Annotated in this window: 19 protein-coding genes; 1 reads left to right on the top strand and 18 read right to left on the bottom strand. The window is 42.8% G+C overall.

From position 1 onward, the window contains the following. Positions 1-242: 242 nt before the first annotated feature. Positions 243-818: a TIGR04376 family protein gene (locus F8S12_RS26285; protein ID WP_196519233.1), complete on the bottom strand. Its 576-nt coding sequence runs from the start codon at positions 816-818 to the stop codon at positions 243-245. A gap of 267 nt (positions 819-1,085) precedes the next feature. Further along, positions 1,086-2,354, bottom strand: coding sequence for a tetratricopeptide repeat protein (locus tag F8S12_RS26280; RefSeq protein WP_196519232.1), 1,269 nt, complete (start codon positions 2,352-2,354; stop codon positions 1,086-1,088). On the opposite strand from F8S12_RS26280, the gene F8S12_RS26275 reads away from it, so the two are divergent. Continuing rightward, a complete protein-coding gene (locus F8S12_RS26275) occupies positions 2,353-2,589 on the top strand; it encodes a hypothetical protein (RefSeq protein WP_196519231.1) in 237 nt (78 codons plus the stop codon). The genes F8S12_RS26280 and F8S12_RS26275 overlap by 2 nt on opposite strands. On the opposite strand, the gene F8S12_RS26270 is transcribed toward F8S12_RS26275, so the two are convergent. The 16 genes from F8S12_RS26270 to F8S12_RS26195 form a co-directional block, all read right to left on the bottom strand. Beyond that, positions 2,528-4,153, bottom strand: coding sequence for a GMC oxidoreductase (locus F8S12_RS26270; protein ID WP_196519230.1), 1,626 nt, complete (start codon positions 4,151-4,153; stop codon positions 2,528-2,530). The genes F8S12_RS26275 and F8S12_RS26270 overlap by 62 nt on opposite strands. Before the next feature lie 271 nt (positions 4,154-4,424). Then, positions 4,425-5,072, bottom strand: coding sequence for a PEP-CTERM sorting domain-containing protein (locus tag F8S12_RS26265; protein WP_196519229.1), 648 nt, complete (start codon positions 5,070-5,072; stop codon positions 4,425-4,427). Positions 5,073-5,232: 160 nt separating this feature from the next. After that, on the bottom strand, positions 5,233-6,270 hold the full coding sequence (locus F8S12_RS26260) for a methyltransferase (RefSeq protein ID WP_196519228.1): 1,038 nt from the start codon (positions 6,268-6,270) through the stop codon (positions 5,233-5,235). Between the two features lie 147 nt (positions 6,271-6,417). Beyond that, positions 6,418-6,573, bottom strand: a complete 156-nt coding sequence (locus F8S12_RS26255; protein WP_196519227.1) for a hypothetical protein — start codon at positions 6,571-6,573, stop codon at positions 6,418-6,420. 52 nt (positions 6,574-6,625) lie between these two features. Continuing rightward, complete coding sequence (locus F8S12_RS26250; RefSeq protein WP_196519226.1) at positions 6,626-7,267, bottom strand: PEP-CTERM sorting domain-containing protein; 642 nt, start codon at positions 7,265-7,267, stop codon at positions 6,626-6,628. A 148-nt stretch (positions 7,268-7,415) separates the two neighbouring features. Next, positions 7,416-7,916, bottom strand: a complete 501-nt coding sequence (locus F8S12_RS26245) for a DUF302 domain-containing protein (protein WP_196519225.1) — start codon at positions 7,914-7,916, stop codon at positions 7,416-7,418. Between the two features lie 269 nt (positions 7,917-8,185). Beyond that, the gene (locus F8S12_RS26240) at positions 8,186-8,671 is read right to left on the bottom strand and encodes an ABA4-like family protein (RefSeq protein WP_196519224.1); all 486 of its coding nucleotides are present in this window, start codon (positions 8,669-8,671) and stop codon (positions 8,186-8,188) included. Between the two features lie 135 nt (positions 8,672-8,806). Then, the gene (locus F8S12_RS26235) at positions 8,807-9,592 is read right to left on the bottom strand and encodes a metal-dependent hydrolase (RefSeq protein WP_196519223.1); all 786 of its coding nucleotides are present in this window, start codon (positions 9,590-9,592) and stop codon (positions 8,807-8,809) included. A 33-nt stretch (positions 9,593-9,625) separates the two neighbouring features. Continuing rightward, positions 9,626-10,141 (bottom strand): DUF302 domain-containing protein, encoded by a 516-nt coding sequence (locus F8S12_RS26230; RefSeq protein ID WP_196519222.1) that lies wholly within the window; start codon positions 10,139-10,141, stop codon positions 9,626-9,628. A gap of 84 nt (positions 10,142-10,225) precedes the next feature. Further along, complete coding sequence (locus F8S12_RS26225; protein WP_196519221.1) at positions 10,226-11,194, bottom strand: DUF1702 family protein; 969 nt, start codon at positions 11,192-11,194, stop codon at positions 10,226-10,228. Positions 11,195-11,385: 191 nt separating this feature from the next. Further along, positions 11,386-12,342, bottom strand: coding sequence for a DUF1702 family protein (locus F8S12_RS26220; RefSeq protein WP_196519220.1), 957 nt, complete (start codon positions 12,340-12,342; stop codon positions 11,386-11,388). A gap of 78 nt (positions 12,343-12,420) precedes the next feature. Next, complete coding sequence (locus tag F8S12_RS26215) at positions 12,421-13,626, bottom strand: NAD(P)/FAD-dependent oxidoreductase (protein WP_196519219.1); 1,206 nt, start codon at positions 13,624-13,626, stop codon at positions 12,421-12,423. 81 nt (positions 13,627-13,707) lie between these two features. Next, entirely contained in the window at positions 13,708-15,126 is a 1,419-nt protein-coding gene (locus F8S12_RS26210) for a carotenoid oxygenase family protein (RefSeq protein ID WP_196519218.1), read from the bottom strand. A gap of 120 nt (positions 15,127-15,246) precedes the next feature. Next, the gene (locus tag F8S12_RS26205) at positions 15,247-16,605 is read right to left on the bottom strand and encodes an aldehyde dehydrogenase (protein ID WP_196519217.1); all 1,359 of its coding nucleotides are present in this window, start codon (positions 16,603-16,605) and stop codon (positions 15,247-15,249) included. Positions 16,606-16,848: 243 nt separating this feature from the next. Beyond that, entirely contained in the window at positions 16,849-18,678 is a 1,830-nt protein-coding gene (locus F8S12_RS26200) for an NAD(P)/FAD-dependent oxidoreductase (RefSeq protein WP_196519270.1), read from the bottom strand. 300 nt (positions 18,679-18,978) lie between these two features. Beyond that, positions 18,979-20,820: an NAD(P)/FAD-dependent oxidoreductase gene (locus tag F8S12_RS26195; protein WP_196519216.1), complete on the bottom strand. Its 1,842-nt coding sequence runs from the start codon at positions 20,818-20,820 to the stop codon at positions 18,979-18,981. Positions 20,821-20,850: the final 30 nt, after the last annotated feature.

Below are 20,850 nucleotides of genomic sequence, written 5' to 3'. Positions count from 1 at the left end.
AGAAAACTTAAAACTTGACTCCACTAAACTTTATCAGAAAAATAAATTCTGATTAGTAAATTAAATACAATTTATATAATTCACTTGCTTGATGCTTGTACTAAGTGTGAAAATGTCAAATTTTTAATAGTGAATAAATAGTAAAACCTGTTATTGATAATACAGATAATAAATAAAATAGGAAGTATGAAGGATGAAGTTTGATTATTTAGCTTTCATCCTTTATGCTTTAGCCTTGGCAATTATTTACCTAAATTCCGCTTCATTTTTTCTAACTCATCTTGGGTTTCCCAACGACTGAACTTGTCTTCTAAGTCATCAAAACCACCAGAATAAGTGCTAGTTTGATTTGACCAACCATTAGTTTCCAAGCGCTGCTGCGTTTGTGCTTTAGCACGCTCTGTCTGTGCTTCAGCAGCTTTAGTTTGCACCTCCTGTCGTCGCTGCTGAATTTTCCGCAGTAGTTCCTGAGATTGATTAATGCGTTCTTTTAGCCCTTGCATGTGTCCCCAGCGCTGATTTCCTTCACGCAACAAGGCGGCTTCTCGCTCACCTGCCGCAGTGGCTAAATCCTCTCTGTTAGCAGCTTTCGCTTTTTGAACACGGATATGCCAACGTTGGATTTCTTGAGCGACGGACAGAATTTCCTCTTGCGATCGCTTCTCTTGTAATTGTAACTCTGCGATTAACTTTAATGTGTCTTCCTCTTGCTCACGCAGCTGTTCTAACAGCGCCTCTAGCTCCAAATGTGGATTGTTACGCAAGAATTCTTCTAAACGGTTTTCTAGAAACCGACTCAAATCATCAAATAAGCCCACTGCCAGAACTCCAGAGATCAGGTGTGTGACTATTTTATTGTAGTAATTGTGATCGTGGCTAAAATGTAAATTTTAATAGTTGATGTCACTAAGTAATTTATCATTGATATAGGACTATGATTTGATTTCTGAAAAAACTCCGTACAGATCAAAGAGCATTCTTTCCCGTTGCCTCTTGCCTCTTGCCTCTTGCCTCTTGCCTCTTGCCTGTCTACCCAGATAAGTTCAAAAATCAAATCGGATTGCTATAGATGTGGTATTTATCTTCTATCTATTGCGATCGCGTTCTAAATCATCAATTACTTTTTGCAAATACCACTCGTCTGACATCTCAGGATAGTAATCCTGCTTCTGCTCAATCAATCGTTCGGCGATTTCCCAATATCCTCCAACCATTCGCAAAAGTTGCCGACGTAGCAGATTATATTTTTGCTTTTTTGACTCTGGATTAAATTTCTGGATTTTTTCTAAGCTACTTAAAACTTGTTGATAATTTCCCCAATCTTCTTGTTCACAAAAGATACTCGCTGCCCGTTGATAATCTTCCAGAGCATTTTGCATTTCTTCTAAACAAGTATAGGCAATGCCGCGATTGTAGTAAGCTTGAGCATCATCAGGATTTATTTGTAGTGCTTGGGTGTAATCTTGAATTGCACCAAGATAATTGCCAGTTGCCCTATAGGTATTACCTCTGGCAATATAGATTAAGGCATCTTCGGGTTGGATCTGGAGTGCTTGGTTAAAGTCTGCGATCGCTCCTTGATGATCTCCCAATACAGAACGTGCTTTGCCTCGGTTGCGATAGACAATGGCATCTTGAAAATTTAGCCGCAATGCTTGATTAAAATCTGCGATCGCTTCTCGATAATTCCCCATTTTACAACGCACAACCCCACGACAGCAGTAAGCTTGGGCATCTTGCGGATCGGCTTGCAATACCCAGTTTAAATCGGCAAGTGCTTCTTGGGTATCTCCCTTTTCAGCCTTTTCTAATAATTGTGTGAAATATTCCTTTGTGGATAAAATTGGTGTATTTGTAGAACGAGATTGCTGTACAGCAGGTAATTCTTGGAGTTGTAACTGTTTAATTCTTTCTAAACAAAGGCGACAATTCTCTTTATCCTGTCGCTCTAAATATAATTGTGCAGCCTTTTTAAAGTTAGCGATCGCATCTTGAATAGAACCCTGTTTGCGCCGCACCATCCCCCGCAGATTATAAGCCGGAGCATAATTGACATTGAGACGAATAGCGCGTTCAACATCCTCCAGCGCCCCCGGCAGATTTTTCAGTGCCACCCTTGCCAATCCACGACAATAATATGCCTCTACACTCTCAGGATTCAGCTTCAGAGCTTCGGTATAATCTGAAACAGCCTTAAGGATTGCACCTGAGTCATAATATGCCAAACCCCGTTGCAAGTGAGCTTCAGTAAAGTAAGGTGTCAATTCTAAAGCATGGTTAAATTCCTCAATTGCTCCAGCGTAGTCTTTTCGCCTAGCTTTTTCCAATCCTCTATTGTAGAATTCGTCATTCATGGCATTTGTTTGGTTGATTCAGTTAGTTGAATCTGATAGCCTTCGCACCATCACTAAAACTCCTAAATTTGCTGGGGAAGCAGAGATTTTGCAAAGCTTACTGCAAATTATAGAACAACCTTCAGAGAATGGCGATCGCCTTGAATTACTCATTCACTTACCCAGACATGATACTAGGCAATATCTTCTACAAGAATCCGTTCCATGCAGCGTTCTGCCAAAGCCGCAATGGTAAAAGAGGGACTTGTAGCTCCTGTAGAGCCGGGAATCAATGCACTATCAACAACATACAGACCCCGATAACCGATGACTCGACCATATAAATCGCAGGCTTTTCCTAAGACAGCTCCTCCTAATGGATGGGAAACAGGAATGTTATCAGATACTTGATCCGTAATTCGGATTTTACGCTGAGGATAGCTACCCATTGTTATATTTGTTTGTGGCTGGCTAATCGAAGTAGCGTTTTTCCTGTTAATTAATCTGGAGGCAAATTCTGCCGCTTTCAGAACTTTTGGGTCTCCCGAATTGTTACTATCTGGCCACTTGAGTTTAACCAAACCTGTAGTTGAATCGTAGTTGAATCTTCCCTTTACAGAGGGAATGCCTATACCGAGAGATACTAGAGACCCTTCGGGAGCATTCCATATCGGGAATGATAGGAGAGAAATCGGACCAAGAGGGTTATCGAAATATTGAATAGCTGCAGTTGCAGGTCCTCCCAGTCCGGGGTGTGTGGGTTGTGGAAAACCTAAACGAATAGTAAGAGTGTCTCCGTTAGTTCCCCAGTCTAAACCAATGTAGTCATTTAACCTAGGTAGTGTACCTGTTGCTTTGGCTTTGACTAGAAGCCTAGAGGTTCCCATAGAACCAGCTGCCAAAAATAGATATTTACAAGTAATAGTTTTTGTGGCAATAATTTCTCCAGACTCATTAATTTGGGTGCAGGCAACTCGGTAGCCATACCCCGGTACTTCAGAGATTTCTGTTACTATATGAAGAGGCAGAATATCCACATGCCCGGTTTGCTCTGCCTGAGTTAAGTAGTTACGATCTAGACTTTTTCTTGCTCCACTATTAAGACCGTACCAGTTTTCGCCAATAATAGCGGAAGGAACTTTAGTGCCATTGATTTCTTGGCGAACAATATTCCAGTCTACAGCTATGTCTAGCAAACGGCTAGGTAATCCAGCGACCGCCGCTTGCTGAAGAAAGAGCCTAGTTGCTAAATAGTAGTCAGTAGCCAAAATATCTTGAGGAATTGGTGCTGGGTTTATGATGGAATGAACGCGAGGGTAATAAACTCTATCCATCTCGTCATAGTTAATTGTTTTAGGAAAGACTTTATAGAAGAGTTCGCGGGGAGGTTGGTAAGTAATACCGTTATAGACTAAAGAACCACCTCCGACTCCAGCACCACAGTAAACAGAAACTCCATTTTCATCTTTACGCTCTAAAACTCCTGTATATACGTCTATAGGAACTTCGTCAAATAGCACTGTTTTTGGACTGAGCCAAGCGGCTCGACCATCAGGATTACGGTAAGTAGCAAAAGTATTTTGAGCAGATGTAATAGGCCAACGACGACCTCGCTCTATAATCAATGTATCGATACCAGCTTGCCCCAAACGTAAAGCGGCAACAGCGCCACCGAAGCCACTACCGATAACAACAGCTTCTACCGAATCATCCTGAGCATTCGTCCGACGAGGGTTGGCTAGCGAAGTCGTCAAGCCAGCAGAAAATAGGGCGGCAGTTTGAAGAAAACGACGACGGTTATAGAACTTATTGTTAAGCATAAACACCAACCTTTAATGAGCTACATTTTTTCATTCGTTCGGTTTCGGTAGGATTAGAACTAGAACTAAGCAAAAAATGTTTGAGGTTCAGGAACTGGAGCTGGCTGAACCTCAAACATTTTTCACTTTGTTAGCACCACACCCTACCCTTTTAGAGCTAACTCAACCGGGGTTTTTCTCTCCTCAAAAATTCAGGAGATTAGCAGCCATTTGATTCACGGATTAATCGGTTTTGAGGAGTGTTGTAGTCGAGCAAAAACTTGATATTATACTAATATTGCACCTTCTTCTTTTGGTTTCTTAAAAAGACTCCAAATCCTCCAGCTATAACTAAGCCAAAAATGCTTGATGGTTCAGGAACTGAAGCTGGCTGAACCTCAAACTCGACGATGTTGAATTGATCCGTGACATCTTTGCCGTTAGCATCGATTGCAGATGATATGCCAAGCCTATAATCTACTTGTCCATCATTGTTGAGTTGATCTCCCAAGGTGATAGTGACCTTAGTTACTATCCTACCGGCATAGTTTGGGGGTAACCCAGGAGGACCACTACGATTTCCTATAAATATGCCGTCCAAAGCCGAATTAGGATCAACACTGAACTGCGTGGAAAAATTGGGGAAAAACTGTTGCAACTCGGTAGTATCTTCACCCTCAATCTCGAACCCAGGAATCTCATCTGTAGCGCGAACTGCGAACGCATTGAAAGACTGTAGATTAGCGGTGAGACCAGTAGTATCAATAAATCCCTCCCAACTAAAAGTGTCACCAGGACGACCCGCTATGTCTAAAATGGGGTCATCGTCCAATTGTGCTGCTGGTGAGTTTATGAATATCGACGCTCCATAAGCAGGAAGTCCAGCTACTAACAGAACTGTAGCTATAGATAAACCTTGAATTACTGCTGAAATCTTCATAACTAACTCCTCCAAAACTCAAATGTTTTTCACTTTGTTAGCACCACGCCTACCCTTTTAGAGCCAACTCAACAGTTTTTTCATTGCTTTAGTTGGCGGTATCAGTTGGCCAGCGCAACTTTCTCCTGAACTGGATCTTGGCTTCCGACTTGAAAAGTTTCTATGGCTTACAGCCCGTGACGATACTCCAGTAGCCAAAGCTCGGCTTGACTTCAACATCGGTAAAACCCGTCTCTGCCAGCATCGCTGACAATTCCTTAGCTGAATATTGCTGACCTTCGATTAACACCAGCATTGTGAGATTATATGCCGCAACTGCAAGCGGACCCACTTTTGGCTCGTCGTAGAGCATTTCGTGGATAATGATGCGACCCCCAGATGGCAGACTTTCAAAGCTTTTCTGAGTCAAAAAACGTCCTTGTTCCACCGACCAGTCATGGTATATATCTGCATAAAAGTGCAGGTCTGCCGCTGGAAAGGGGTCTTGCCACATATCGCTGACACAAGTCTGAATTCGACTTTGTAAGCCAAAGCGCTTGATAAATTCTTGGGCTACCTCGCACACGGGAAGCATATCTAAAACCAGGGCTTGCAAGTGCGACCATTTACACGTTGCACCAATCGCATGAGCTCCCGATCCTCCTCCAATGTCTAGTAAAATCTTGTATTCTGACAGGTCAATAATTTCCGGCCAAGCAAGAGCAGGCCCCATGCTGTGAGCGTGCATTGTGTAAGTAAAGACGCGTGCCAACTCGGCTTGCTCTTCATGGGTCTCAAATGGTTTATCGCTTTTATAAAGCTGCGGCGAATTGGTCAGCACCGCTTTTTTTAAGCTCTCATACGAGCATACTACGTATTCATTGGCAATCATAAAGTCCAGCTGACCGCCCCAGTAGGTTGAGCTGCTGTCTAAAAGATAGTCCTCGGCAATAGCACAAAGGGAATAATAGTCTTGTTTGACTTGTATCAGTTCAAGATAAACAAGCACTCCCAAGATAGCTTGCGCGGGACGGCACTCTATTTCCAGCGCTTCACAAACTTCGGCTAGAGTGCGAGGTTTTTCAGCAAGCAGAGGAAAAAGTTTGAGGTCATGAGCAACCATCAGTGTTCGTTGTCCTGCATTACCAAGGATAATATCCCACAGTCGTTTGTCATCTGTCCTTGGCTTGCGAATCTCTGTACAACTAGATACATCCATAATTCATCATCCTTGGGTTAAATTTTCTCAAGCAGGGAGCCAACTTTATTTACTCGGATGGATTATCAATCTATTCTCCAACCCTATTAGAATTACTTAGGGCGGCGGAGGCACTAAATTGGGGGAAATTGCGGGGTATCACGCTTCTCATCGTTTCAACTGATAGTTTGGCATACCAAGTAATGAAGAGCCAAATTTTTTCTTTGTTAACCGAATTATACTGCGTCGTACCGTTGCAGATGAAACTCGCCAGGTTTCTTCTGTCCTCAAAAGTTCGGGATAATTAGCAGCCATCTGATTCACGGCTTAATCCGTTTTTAGTAGCCTTGTAATGGAGCGAAAATTTTAAATTATACTAAGCTTGCGCTCTCCTGTTTTGCTTCCTAAAAAAGGCTCCAAATCCTCCAGCTAGAACTAAGCCAAAAAGGGTTGAGGGTTCAGGAACTGCAGCTAGCTGTACCTCAAACGCCAGGGGTTTTCCGAATAGAGCCGTGACATCTCTGCCGTTTGCATCAACTGCACGTGTTACTAGGCCAACCGTAAAATCAGCTTTTCCATCATTGTTCAGCTGAGAACCTAAGGTTATAGCGACATCATCAAACTTGTGGTTAAAGTTTGGAGGTAACCCTGGAGGACCACCAATAAAACCTATTATGGTGGTTAAACCTGTACTAGGATCAGTGGTTACCTGTCTGGAAAATTCAGGAAAAAACTGTGCATCATCATCAGTACGCCTAAAATCGAGTCCAGTAATCTCATTTGAATCGTAAATTGCGACCAAGGCTATGGACTGTAGATTAGCGGTGAGACCAGTAGTCTCAAAAAATCCTTCCCAACTAATAGTATCACCAGGATAACCTGCTATGTCTATAATGGGGTCATTGTCTAATTGTGTTTCTGATATGTTTGTGTAGAACGATAATCCATAAGCAGGACGTCCAGCTAATAACAGAACTGCACCTATAGATAAACCTTGAATTAGTGTTGAAATCTTCATAGCTACCTCCTTCAAAATCTCAAAATTTTTTCTTTGTTAACCGAATTATACTGCGTCGTACCGTTGCAGATGTAACTCACCAGGTTTTTTATGTACTCAAAAATTCGTAGCATGACAAGGGACTTTATAAACATCCTCTGTGTTAACCTCACAATACCGCTGCTGTGGTCGCCAATTCTTCGAGCTTGCGATCGAGCATTTGCGCGACTGCCGAGATTTTATCGTTTTGGAATTGTCCCAGAAGAGACGACGGCTTGTCGTAGACGATGTGAGTCCTTCCCTCCTTGTCTTCGTACACAAACAGTCGCAAGGGGACGTAAAGTCCGACCCCTAAATTTTGTTCCAACATTTGTTTGGCGATGAGGGGGTTTCCAATCACATAGAGCTTTGCCTTAACGCCCTCAAAGGCTAGGGACATAAGACTACCATGATCGATCGTTGTAAAAGTCATAAAGCCATTACTTCCGACCTTTGACTCGAACGCCTCCCGGAAGTCATCCCACGACTTGCTGGCCAAGACAATTTGTTCAACGATCGCTAAATCAATCTTATCTGCGATCGCTATCGACTCAATCGCTTCTGCGACCTGCTCAAAGGACTTGTTAGAAGACACTACGACGTGCGTTCCAGCCCCGGTTAGGGTTTCCATTCTTTCTCCTTCTTGGATGCTGATACCAGCTTTCAAATAGGGTTGTGTTGTAAAAAATTAGAAAAACTGGCGTTGTAGTAGCTCAAAAAGTTGAAATTTTGCTACTAATCCCGCTTCTATTGGGTCTAGCTCTTCATAGTTCGGGCGATGCCAGATGGTGTTACGCTTTTTCCAGAAGAACTATCAGAAACTAGCAGTGTTTGCGCTTATCTTAGTGCCATTCACTACTATTGAAAAATAAGTTATGTAACAGCTTGACCAATATTGGCTTAGGTTGACAACGTGCCGCTTGACAACACAACCCGATCTACTACAGCCGCCGCTTCGCTATCAGAACGAGGGAAAAATCTTTGGCTAATCCAGCGAGTCAAGGTGTGAGACAGCAACCCAAAAGGGCCAGCAAACAAACAGAGGGTAAGCGAGTGAGCTGTCCAGATACCTGTTCGCTGCCCTTCCCAATAAATCCAACGACCGACAAACAAATCCACCACCACAAAATGAACCCATCCAGTTGTTACAGCCCTTTCGTCCGCAAATAATCGGGCAATATTCGCTAGCCTCGGAGTGAATAAGGCTAGAGTTTCCGGTGTGATGCTGCTAACAAATAAGTACAAATACAGTCCTGCCAAAGCCACGAAGGGTATATATGATTCCATTACCCGCCGTGTGATTCCCCAGTTCGGCAATAGAATCATCAGCCCCCAAAAGGGCAAGACAAAGAGAGTAGCGAAATCGAACAGTTGAGTAAGGATCATAGCTGCTTTCTCACATTATTAGTACAAAATTATTGTCATCTTACTATCGGGGTAATCGCTTAACAGCCTTACCCAGGCAAAAAGCGTGGTGTCCTATGGTAAATAAATGCTCAGTAGTGAAAAACTTCAGCTTGTTTAGCCAGTTACCTTTTTGGCTAAAAACAGATTGTCTCTTTGTGAAGGATGGAAATTTGTTCTCAAATATTCAAGTGAGTGCAAGAATACTTTCAAGACAAATTTTTCTTTGGTAAAAAAGAACTGGATCATTTCCTGCCATACCCTAATATTCAGAAGCTTTTTGTCCTGATACAGCATCATAATCAATCCCAAGTTAACAAACCCCAAAACAAAGGTATAGGCCATGAGTATACCTAGCAGGCGAATTGGGTAACTTTTTGTGACATTTTGAAGAACATCATAAGCGACTGTTTTATGCTCAATTTCTTCAGCAGAATGCCACTCGAAAAGCTCCTTCAACTTCGGGTCTGCTTCTGCAAATAGTTCCTCTTTCAAGGTAAGTTCAGCTATCACATTTGTAAAATGCTCAACTCCTGCGATCATAGCTAGCTTAAATTTGATACTCAATCGAGTTTCACAAAGATTAAAAAGAACAAACCGCAGAAAGCGAAGATATGAGTCGAACTCATAACCGTGCTGGCGTAGATTCTGCCAAAATTTCTCATGCTGAACAGCGTGCTGTGCTTCTTGTCCAACAAACGCCGAAGCTTCCTGTTTGAGTTGGGGGTTGTCAATGTGCTTTAGTTGTCGTTTTACAGTCCGAAGCATGAACTGTTCCCCATCGGGAAACAGAAGTGTGATGCTGTTAAAAAAGTGTGTTTTGAAGGGGCTGTTCCCATACCAGTACTTCTCAATCTGCTCGGGAAAATCAAAATTCATTTGCCGTACAGTTATTTGAGACATAATTTGTGCTTTGTAAATAGTTTTACCTGTATTTTATACAGCCATCTTTGCCAAATCTTCAAGCTTCTGATCCAGGATTTGCGCCACCTTCAATATCTCTTCGTTCTGAAGTCTACTTAGCAACGACGACGGCTTGTCATAAGTAACGCGAGTCTTACCATCAAAGTCTTCGTATACAAACAGTCGCAATGGCACGTAAAGTCCAACCGCAGGATTGTGTTCAAACATTTGGTTAGCTATTAACGGGTTTCCAATTATATAGAGCTTGGACTTATTGCGCTTACTAGATTGGGATGTCAATAGTCCGCCCAGTTCAAAATCTACCAAGATTGTGAAGCCGCTTGTACCAAGCATTGACTCAACTGCACTTTTTACCTGCTCAAAAGATTTGTTTGTGTCTAACCTCTTAAGCTGTCTGAGGAGCGTATTGTCGGCTTGACTAGCCATTGCCTCGATCGCACTCGTGACTTGCTCGAATGACTTCTCCGAAGACACAATGACACAAGTTCCTGTGAAATTGACAGTTGTCATGGAATTAACACTTGTCATCCGTTTCTCCTTGAGTTTTTATTCACTTACAAAGCTTAGGCATCTGCTGCATAAGCAGATCCCTGGAAAAGAGATTTTATGTCCTTAAGAAGCTTTGGCAACAGCAGCTAAATCATTTGCTATTAGATACACTCGGTAGAACTGCCATACTTCGGAATCTACCGTTTCTGTGTTGGTGGGAAAGTTTGTCGGTGCCTGATTTATAATCTCGTCTGGTGCAGCAGTTTCCATGCCACTGAGAACCTCACTAGCCTGTTTCGTGTATCCTGCTGCATTGCCAAGTAGTTGACGGAATTTTGCAGCGCAAGCAGCTGCTCGAGCCAATGCAAACCGATAAGGTCCCGCTGCTCTCCCCAGAGCTTCTAGGGTTGCACGTTCTGCACCACCTATAGATGCACAGGCGTAACCAACGCCACCCCAAAGGTCAGCCTGTCTTGTTGCAGGGAAGGCTCCGATAGTCTGTGAGATCCGAGTGACATCAGCACAGTTCACCATCCAAATACTGCGACCCAAACCCTGGTCAAAGATATGGCGAGTGTAGTCAGAAAATTGCTCAGGAGGCGTTGCTGTGGCATCAAGAAATTCTCGCCAGTGGAACATACCATGTTGAAAGCCATAGCCATCGATTACGGGCCAAACTTTCACGCGATCGCTTGGTTTTAAATATCGCTCGATAGGCAACCGACTCTTACCCAGCATCAAACCCACCCCCAAATAAACCATGTTCTGATAAGCTGCACTAGCACCTGCCACAAAGGCTTCCACTCGATTCTGCTTACTGGGTGCGACTAGATCCTGCTGGGAAAGACCTATGCCTATCCCTTCTAAGGCGAATCCGAACAACTCAGCTTCAATTGAATTTAACTTGTTTTCAAGCACCTCTCGTTCGTCATTGGCAAGAGCTGCTTGGTGGGTTTGCCACATCGAATTGGTAACTTGGAAAAATCGCTGCTGCATTCTTTCATCGTCCAATCTAACCCCACGTTGTGTCCAAGTATCTTTCAAAAGCGTCATCACAGTATTTATTTTTAGCTGCCAAGAGTCGTCTTGCATTTTGATTCTCCTTTTTGAGCAGTGGATTTTTTTGAGTAGTTAGGCGTGAAGCGAGAGCTTAGAGTAACCCAAGTTGCGGGTGCGATCGCCTGAAAAACGCTTCGGTTACACCCTTACGTAACCGAAGCATTGCATCAGATGCACTTGGGTTAGAGTAAGTGAATTGCATGTAAGAACTATCAGTGAAACTACTAAGCTGGTGAAGCAATTCTGCGAGGCATCACTACATGCGCCCGGTAATGCTGCCATTCGTGGCTTGGTGTTGCTCCGTTAGTCTGAAGGCTCTGAGGAGACGTGTCTAGATTCTCAGCGACTGCGGCAGCTCCCATTCCCCAGAAAACCTCGCAAGCTTGTTCTGTATATGCAGAATAGCTGCCAATTCGTTGACGGGACTTGGCGGCGAAAGCTGCTCCCTGAGCCAACTGAAACTGATAAGGCCCTGCTGCTGTCTTCAATGCCTCTAAAGTAGCACGTTCCACACCACCGGAATAGGTGCAGACAAAACCAATACCACCCCACAGGTCTGCCTGCCTTGTTGGAGCGAAAGCTCCGATAGTCTGTGGTATACGAGTGGCATCAGCACCGTCCACAAACCAAATGCTGCGACCCATACCCTGGTCAAAGACACGGCAAGCATAGCCAGAAAGATGCTCAGGCATCGCTAGGTCATCAAGATATTTTTGCCAGTGGGATAAACCATGTTGAAAGCCATAGCCATCAATTACCAACCAAACCTTTGCTGGATTAAGTTGTGATATGTAAGGCTCGACAGGCAGAGGAGCCTTGCCTAGCATCAAACCCACCCCCACATACACGAAGTGTTCATAAGCTGCCCCGGGGCCTGCGACAAAAGCCTCCACTCGATTCTGCTTGCTGGGTGCAACCAAGTCTCGCTGGGTAAGACCCATGCCTACCCCCTCGAAGGCAAATCCGCGTAACTCATCTTCAATTGAATTTAACTTGGGTACAATCGCCTCTAGTTCATCATCGGCGATCGCTGCCTGCAAGCCCTGAATCAAAGTGCCACGGATCTGTCGAAGTCGATGCTGCACGCTGGGACTAATCGCTGCAATCCCACGTTCAGCCCAAATATTCACTGGCAGCGTTTTATCATCATTTAATCGTGTTTGCACAGAATCCTGTTTCATCTTGATTTTCCTTTGTAAGCAGTTGATTTTAGTATCAAAAAGCCTTTAGCCTTGCTTTAAGTAGAACGCTTTATCCCCTCAAGCTTTGAGAGCAAAAAGAGGGTTATTCCGCTTTGGTTCTTCATTGACTGCTCCTAGTTTCAGAAAAGAGAGCTGGCCTAGTAGCCCAATAGTCTGCTTCAACAACCCAATAATGCATAAACTAAGCTTTTCAATCCCCCAGACTCGCTCCCACTTGTGTATTAATTCGCGAATTTGCTGATCGTAACTAGACAGATGTTCCGCTACCTTGAAGCAATTGCCCTTAGCTAAACCTTGAAGGACAAAATCAGCAGCAATTTCCCCACTATTCATCCCAATCACCACTCCATTGCAAAAGAAGGGGTCAAGAAACGCTACTGCATCTCCAACAATCAAAAATCCGTTGCCAGAATACCTGTCATATTCCCAGTTATAATTTATGACTGGTTGCATCGGCATGACTTTTTCAGCTGCTTGGATAGCCTTAGAAAGCGGCTCCCAACAATTGACGGCTTCCTGAAATACCTTTTCCAAATTCCTAGCACCACTTCTAGCCTTTTCTTCCAATAAAACGACCATGACACTGACTCGTTGATCACAAAGGGCCGTAACCAAGACGTAGCCATCATCTAGAGTAATGACCAAAATTTCGTCATTGAGAATCAATTCGGTTAAGCTATGTCCAACAAAATAGGAAAAAACCGCAATATGATGCTCATCCTGTTTTTTCCCTTCCGCTCTTAAACCTAAACGATCTGTCAATGGTGTAAGCTTGCCTCTGGCATCAATAACTACCTTCGCTCCATATTCAACGCATCCATCAGGAGTGTGGCATTTAACACCCGTGACTTGGTCATCGGTGAAAATAAAATTTTCAACCACCATGTTTGGCAAATACGTCGCCCCACGACTCACAGCACTTTCTATCAACACTTGCTCAAAGACTGCTCGGTTTAAACCCATCCCATAATCATTACCCTTTAACCTTTTCGGCTCAATTTCAATTTGGTAATTAAAACCATCACTGGCCGAGATCAGCCGAATTTGCTTTGGAGCTTCAAGTGCTTTCTGAATCTTTTTCTCAATATCAAGCCGTACCAGCAGGTCATGGCTTATTCCATAGAAGGTTTCCGGGAGTTGGAGAATTTGTTGACTAGTTTGGTCAACCATAAGTACATCCAATCCCTTTCCTGCCAGTAAATTGGCCGCAGTTACTCCCGCAGTTCCGGTGCCAACGATAATAACGTCATATAACTTTCTCATAATATTCTTCCTTAATTTTTCGACGGCGAATTTTAAATCCTTGAGAAATGGCAGTGAAAGTGCCTTGTCAGTCAACAAGCACTACCAACTCAAAAACCTCTGTGAAATCCAAGTTCCGTGAAAACCGTAAGGAACTCGCTGCGGGAGGAGAATACGGGCCACAGGTTCATCTGTCAGATCCTTAGCACTGATCACTACAAGTTCAGAGGTGTTTTTAGCCTTGTCGTAGACGAATGTGAGCAACCAACCGTCGTCCTCGGCAGTACCATCAAACTGGGGGACAAATACTGCCTCTCCTCCATAGCGACCCAATCCAAACTCGTGCGACTGGGAGCAACCACTGGTGAAGTCATACTTGAGCAATCCGTCAAAAGTGAAAAGGGGTGTCTGTCCCGATACCATTTTTGCTCCATAGCCATATCGGTTTGATTTACCTACCCATTGCTGATTCAAACTAGGAAATTCTGATGCCACATCATCAATCGCTTCTTCCTGAACCGTACCTGTGGAAAGATTAAACCGCCAGCGATACAGAATAGGTCTATCTTCGTGATTGTTATTCAGTTTTGTCTTTGTGGGTATGTTGAGAACCTTGGCATCGTTCGCTCGGCAGGCGATAAGGACAACTTCCTCTCCGATTTCATAAGCATTTAGAGTATGTAAAACGTAGCAGGTAGGAACCTCAAACCATCGGATACTGTTGCTATCTCCGTGACGAGGAAGGATACCAAAGCGACTGGGAGAATCGGGCTCAAACATGTAAGCTGGTTCCCTCCGGCGCAACCTTTCTAGCCTAAATGTCAGGGGCAGATCCATGAAGAGTGTATAATTTTCAGTGATGGCAAAATCATGCATCATCACCCCTATTGGCAGGTCGATGGGAACTGTTCTTACTATCTCTCCTTGGGCTGAAACAAGGGTATATCGTAGATAGGGTGGCTGCAACAGGGAATATCCAAAGAACATCATTTCTCCAGTCATCGCATCAACTTTGGGGTGAGCCGTGAAGGGAGAAGCTAGTTGACCGTCATAAGTGTATGGCCCAACTGTCTTTAAATCAGACACCTCAATTTCGTAGGGTTCACCTCCTTCCCAAAGTGCCAAGAGGCGACCAGCGTGCCACACTAAAGCAGTATTGGCAGTATTCTTGAAGGGACTAAAGAAGTTATTAGCGGGGTTATTAAGCTGTGGCGGTTCCATTAGACCCGTCCAAATAGCTTGATCAGCCTTCTGCTCGATCTTAAGTCCCCGTGTATGCACATATCGATTCCGGTAGACGGCTTTACCATTGCTGATCTGAATGCCATGCAACATACCGTCCCCATCAATCCAGTTGTAACGACCTATGGAAGGAAACTGGGGATTAGGGCCATTGCGGACAAATGTTCCAGATAAATCGTGGGGTAGCTCACCGATAACTGGTAGGTCATAGGCTGTGATTTCCGCTTGTACAGGAGAGAAGTTGTCTTTAAGATAAGGACTGATTTCTGTTGTTATCATTGCTTGCCTCTTAAGAAGTAAATATTTTTGAGTAGTAGGTTATAGACTTGCAAATCAGTGAATGGACTTGTCAATCCAGATAGGATCGTCAACATTTTTGAAACAGTTTTTATCCTGTAGTTAGTGCTTCTTTTTTTCTAGATACGGAGGATATCTCCAATTCAGATCGAGAAGAAAAGATTTGTTTAATACTCCTCTTTGATAAGAAAAGGTATCAAAGCCAGCCTTACCGTGATAACGACCAAAGCCGCTAGCTCCGACTCCGCCGAAAGGTAAAGCCGGAACAGTCAAATGCATGACAGTATCATTGATACAGACACCACCTGATGCAGTTTCCTGCAAAACCAACTCTTGATTTTTTTTGTTGATCGAGAAGAAGTATAGAGCGAGTGGTTTTGGTTGTTTGTTAACAAGGTCAATCGCCTCTGATAAATGTGTATATTCCAACACAGGAAGAATAGGCCCAAAAATCTCTTCTTGCATAACCTTGTCTTTCCAAGAAACTTGATCTATTACAGTGGGAGCAATATATAGTTCCTCTAAATTAGTATCTCCTCCTACGAAAATTTCACCATCTTTCAGTAATTGAGAAAGACGAGAAAAATGTCTTTGATTGATTATTCGTGCATAGCTATGGCTTTTTGATGGCTCCTCCCCATAAAATTTTTGTATATGTTTTTTGATACTGTTCAACAATTCTTTTTTTATGTTTTTCTTTACCAGAAGATAGTCAGGAGCAGTACAAGTTTGACCTGCATTGCTGAATTTTCCCCAAACAATTCTTTTGGCAGTATATTCAATGTTTACATTATCATCAACAATACAAGGACTTTTTCCACCTAGCTCAAGGGTGACTGGGGTGAGATTTTGGGCGGCAGATGACATAACAATTTTCCCGATGTCAGTTCCTCCAGTAAAAAAGATATGATCGAAACTTTCTGATAAAAGTTCTTTGCTAGTTTCTACACCTCCTTCAATAACAGCAATAAAAGATGGATCAAAAGTTTTTTGGATGATTTCAGCTATAACCGAAGAGGTGTGTGAGGCTATTTCTGAAGGTTTTAAAATCGAACAATTTCCAGCTGCGATCGCACCCACTAAAGGAACTAGCATTAAATTAATTGGATAATTCCAAGGGCCAATAATCAGGACTACACCAAGAGGTTCCTTATAAACTTTGGCTGAAGATAAAAACTGATGAAATGGAGTACCGATTTTTTGGGCTTTTGTCCAAGATTTAATATTTTTGACGGCGTACTTAATTTCACTTAAAACTCCCATCATTTCAAAATAAGCTTCAAATCCTGGTTTATTTAAATCAGCTTTTAAAGCTTTGATAATAAGACCTTTATTAACCTCAATTGCTTGCTCTAAATTTTTCAGTTGCTCGATCCTAAATTCAACATTTTTTGTTTTACCTGCACTGAAAAATTGCCTTTGTCTATTGAAAATATCGCTAACTTTAGTTTGAGTAATCATACCTTTTTTCCTTAATTAAAACAGTTCTTAACCAAGAAAGTAGAGATAAATTTCCCGATTTCTTAGTTAGACTTAATTCCAACAAAACTCACATTGAGAACAGAGATGGTAGTCTTTTAAATCTCTTGTTTTGTCTTTAATACACAGTATTAACAACAGAATTACTAGACTACCCTTCACCTTACTGTTCTCTTTTAACCAAAATCAGTAATGGTTTTTTAACGCCTTGGTTTCAGGTTGTATTTAAACATCTAGTGTTACTAGCTCTGGAGATTTTGCTGCATTTTTACTATTTGATTGTAAGGATTGTTCAGTTACCTTCTCTGTCCAAGGTTGCAATTCAGGTTGATATTGATAACTCTTGAACTCTTCTGTTAAGTCGGCGATGATACTGCTGGCTGGTACGCCTTTGGTCTTAAACTTGAAAATCAATTCATCCAAGGCGGATTCACCAGATGCTTTCAACAAATTGAATACGTGGTAAAGATTTTTCGGTGATAACAAGCCACTAATACCAAAACCCTTCCACAGAAATTTTAAGTACCACAGAGCAACAAAGAAGTAGATATTTTTCATGTATGCAAAGACATTGCACCGTTGGGGTTCGTACTTAGTGTTCTGTAGATAACTGTCGAATTCCTGGGTTATATAGTAACCAAAGGGTAGTTGTCCTCCTCGATGGACATACATCAGTCCAATGTTCGCATCTTTTTCTATAAGTTCGTTAAACTGCTCGTATACATGAACCATCAGTTTTCTAACAACTCCACGACTTTGTTTGCCAAACTTGCGGAGAAACTTCAGATCTAAATGCCATTTTCCTACATACATAGGCACTATCATTCCAAACCACCACATATTTTCTAAATATATGCGCCAGCTCATGATACTAGCGTGGCCAAGTTGCTTGTCGTGTTCGCGGAGGAGATGATTGGAAGACTCTATGTATCCAAGATTGAAGGCATTATAAACAGTCCGCTTCTTCTCTACATCTGGCTCATCTGCTAACTTCGCACGAATAATTTCTGTGACGCTTTCCATTTGAAACGTCATCATCACCATTCCTAAGGAATAGAAGGGATCGAAAATGGCTGCCGCATCACCAACTACGTACCAGTTGTCTTGAGAAAACAAAGTCTTACTCTTATGCGCCAACCTGGGCAAGTAATGGAAGTCGATGTCTTCTCCGCTCTTGAGCAGTTGGTAGACAAGGTTGTGATTTGCCTCTAAAAAGGCATAAAACTTTTCCTTCGTGTTGAGACTCTGAGCAGGGATAACTTGATGATGATGGGCTACCCCAATTGACAATTCCATCGTCTGGGTATCCGTCGGAATTATCCACACCCAATGGCCGTGTCCCATCATGTGATTAGTGGCATAATAATGGCTGCATGTACCACCTAACGGATCGTAACCACTATGAAAAATGGTGCGATCGACACTTTTAACTCGTACCCATGCGGAGCCATTGCTGAGGCCGTGGAGGTTTTCAGAACCAAAAACGATATTGTCTGTCTTGTGGCCAATAATGAACTTACGACCAGCAGCATCAACAACATGTTTGGCTTTAAGTTCAAGGTATCCCTCATCAAGTTTGACTTTCACAGTGTTAAGGGCATCACCAGAAGCTAGGTCTACATCAACTACACGACCATTGTAAAAACTAGCCCCCATTTGCTTATTCATTTTTAGTACGTCCCGCTCGAACTTAGCACGGTTCATCAGTGTGGAAGCAAGCGGGGGCTGCTTAATAGACCAGACGTGATAATAATCATCAATAGCTTCTGTTTTTTCAGGTTCTTTAGCCCAATGATAGTTCAATCCGAATTTCGGCGGATGATTTTCAACCATGTATTCATATAGACCCAACTCCTTGCCGAAAAAGAGAGTGGAGATTTCAACAGTTGACTCCCCAACTTTCAAATCCTTTTCTGTTCGCTCTTCCGGACGGGGATCGACTAAAGCAATCTTAATGTTTGGAATATTAAGCAAGAGGTGGCGAGCTTGAGAAACTCCCGCTATGCCAGCGCCTATAATTACAACATCATAGACTTGGGACTGAGTGTTATTCATTGACATTTCTTTTTCACTCACTAATAGTTTGAGTTGGTAAAGTTTTGGGTTGAGCGTGATGGTGTTTCCGTCAGATTAAGTCTTTGGGCAAGCTCGTTCTATAGCTCTAAAACACCATCACCACAATGCTTGATATCATGTCCGTTTAAATGCTTGTCATTGCGAGGGTCGCGTGGCAATCTCAAAACCTTGCGATTGCTTCATTTCACTGCGTTACATTCGCAATGACATACCGTAAGTGATTGGCCGGACATGATATGATTTGTAATCTTCAAAGCTCAAGCAAGGCAACTATTGAACCTAAGAATGTATTTCAGCCTTAAGGTTCACTAGTTCTGGAGCTTTTGGTGCATTTTTGCCATTTGATTGCAAGGATTGTTCAGCTACGTTCTTTGTCCAAGGCTGCAATTCAGGTTGGTATTCATAACTCTCGAACTCTTGCCTAGCCTTAGCGACGATACTGTTGGCTGGTAAGCCTCTGGTCTTAAACTTGAAAATCAATTCGTCCAATGCAGACTCAGCAGATGCTTTCAACAACTTGAATACGTGGTAAAGATTTCGCGGTGATAATAAACCAGAAATACCAAAACCCTTCCACAGGAACTTCAGATACCACAGGGCAACAAAGAAGTAGGTGTTTTTTACATATGCAAAGACATTGCTCCTCTGAGGTTCATACTTGCTGTCTTGTAGATAAGTATCGAAATCCCTGGTTACATAGTAGTGAAAAGGCAATTGATCCGCTCGATGGGTATACATCAATCCAATGTTGGCCTTTTTTTCTATTAGTTGATCACACTGCTCATACACATCAGTCATCAGAGAGGTGATAATGTGACGACCTTGTTGACCGAACTTACGGAGAAACTTTAGATCTAAATGCCATTTGCCTACATACATAGGCACTATTATCCCGAACCACCACATATTTTCTAAATATATGCGCCAGCTCATGATACTAGCGTGACCAAGTTGCCTATCGTGAGCATGGATGAGATGATTGCTAGAGCGGATAGTTCCAATATTGAAGGCATTATAAACAGTTCGCTTCCTCTCTACATCTGGCTCATCTGCTAACTTCGCACGGACAATTTCTGTGATGCTCTCAATGCCAAAGGTCATCATCACCATTCCTAAGGAATAGAAGGGATCGAAGATGGCTGCCGCATCACCTACTACGTACCAGTTGTCTTGAGAAAACAAAGTCTTACTTTTATGCGCCAACCTGGGCAAGTAATGAAAGTCGATGTCTTCTCCGCTCTTGAGCAGTTGGTAGACAAGGTTGTGATTTGCCTCTAGAAAGGCATAAAACTTTTCCTTAGTGTTGACACTCTGAGCAGGGATAACTTGATGATGATGGGCTACCCCAATTGACAATTCCATAGTCTGGCTATCCGTCGGAATTATCCATACCCAATGGCCGTGTCCCATCATGTGATTGGTGGCATAGTAATGGCTGCATGTTGCACCTAACGGGTCATAACCACTATGAAAAATGGTGCGATCCACATTTTTAACGCGTACCCATGCCGAGCCATTGTTGACATCATAGAGGTCTTCAGAATCAAAGATGACATTGTCTACCTTGCGGCCAATAATGAACTTACGACCAGCAGCATCAACAACATGTTTAGCTTTAAGTTCGAGGTATCCCTCATCAAGTTTAACTTTAACAGTGTTGAGGGCATCACCAGAAGTCAGGTCTACATCGACTACACGACCGTTGTAAAAGCTAGCTCCCATTTGCTTATTCATTTTTAGTACGTCCCGCTCGAACTTAGCACGGTTCATTAGCGTGGAAGCAAGCGAGGGTTGTCGAGTACACCAAATGTGATGGTAGTCATCAATGGTTTCCGTGTTTTCGGTTTCTTTAGGCCAATGAAAGTTTAATCCGTACTTGGGAGGATGATTTTCAATCAAGTAATCATAAAGACCCAACTCCTTGCCGAAAAAGAGAGTGGAGATTTCAACAGTTGATTCCCCAACTTTCAAATCCTTTTCTGTTCGCTCTTCGGGACGAGGATCGACTAAAGCAACCTTGATGTTTGGAATATTGAGCAAGAGGTGGCGAGCTTGAGAAACTCCCGCTATGCCAGCGCCCATAATTACAACATCATAGACTTGGGACTGAGTGTTGTTCATTGACATTTTCCTTTCATTTACTAATAGTTT

The sequence above is a fragment of the Nostoc sp. WHI genome (assembly GCF_015714725.1).
Taxonomy (GTDB): Bacteria; Cyanobacteriota; Cyanobacteriia; order Cyanobacteriales; family Nostocaceae; genus Nostoc.
This window is presented reverse-complemented; position numbering and strand designations above follow the sequence as displayed.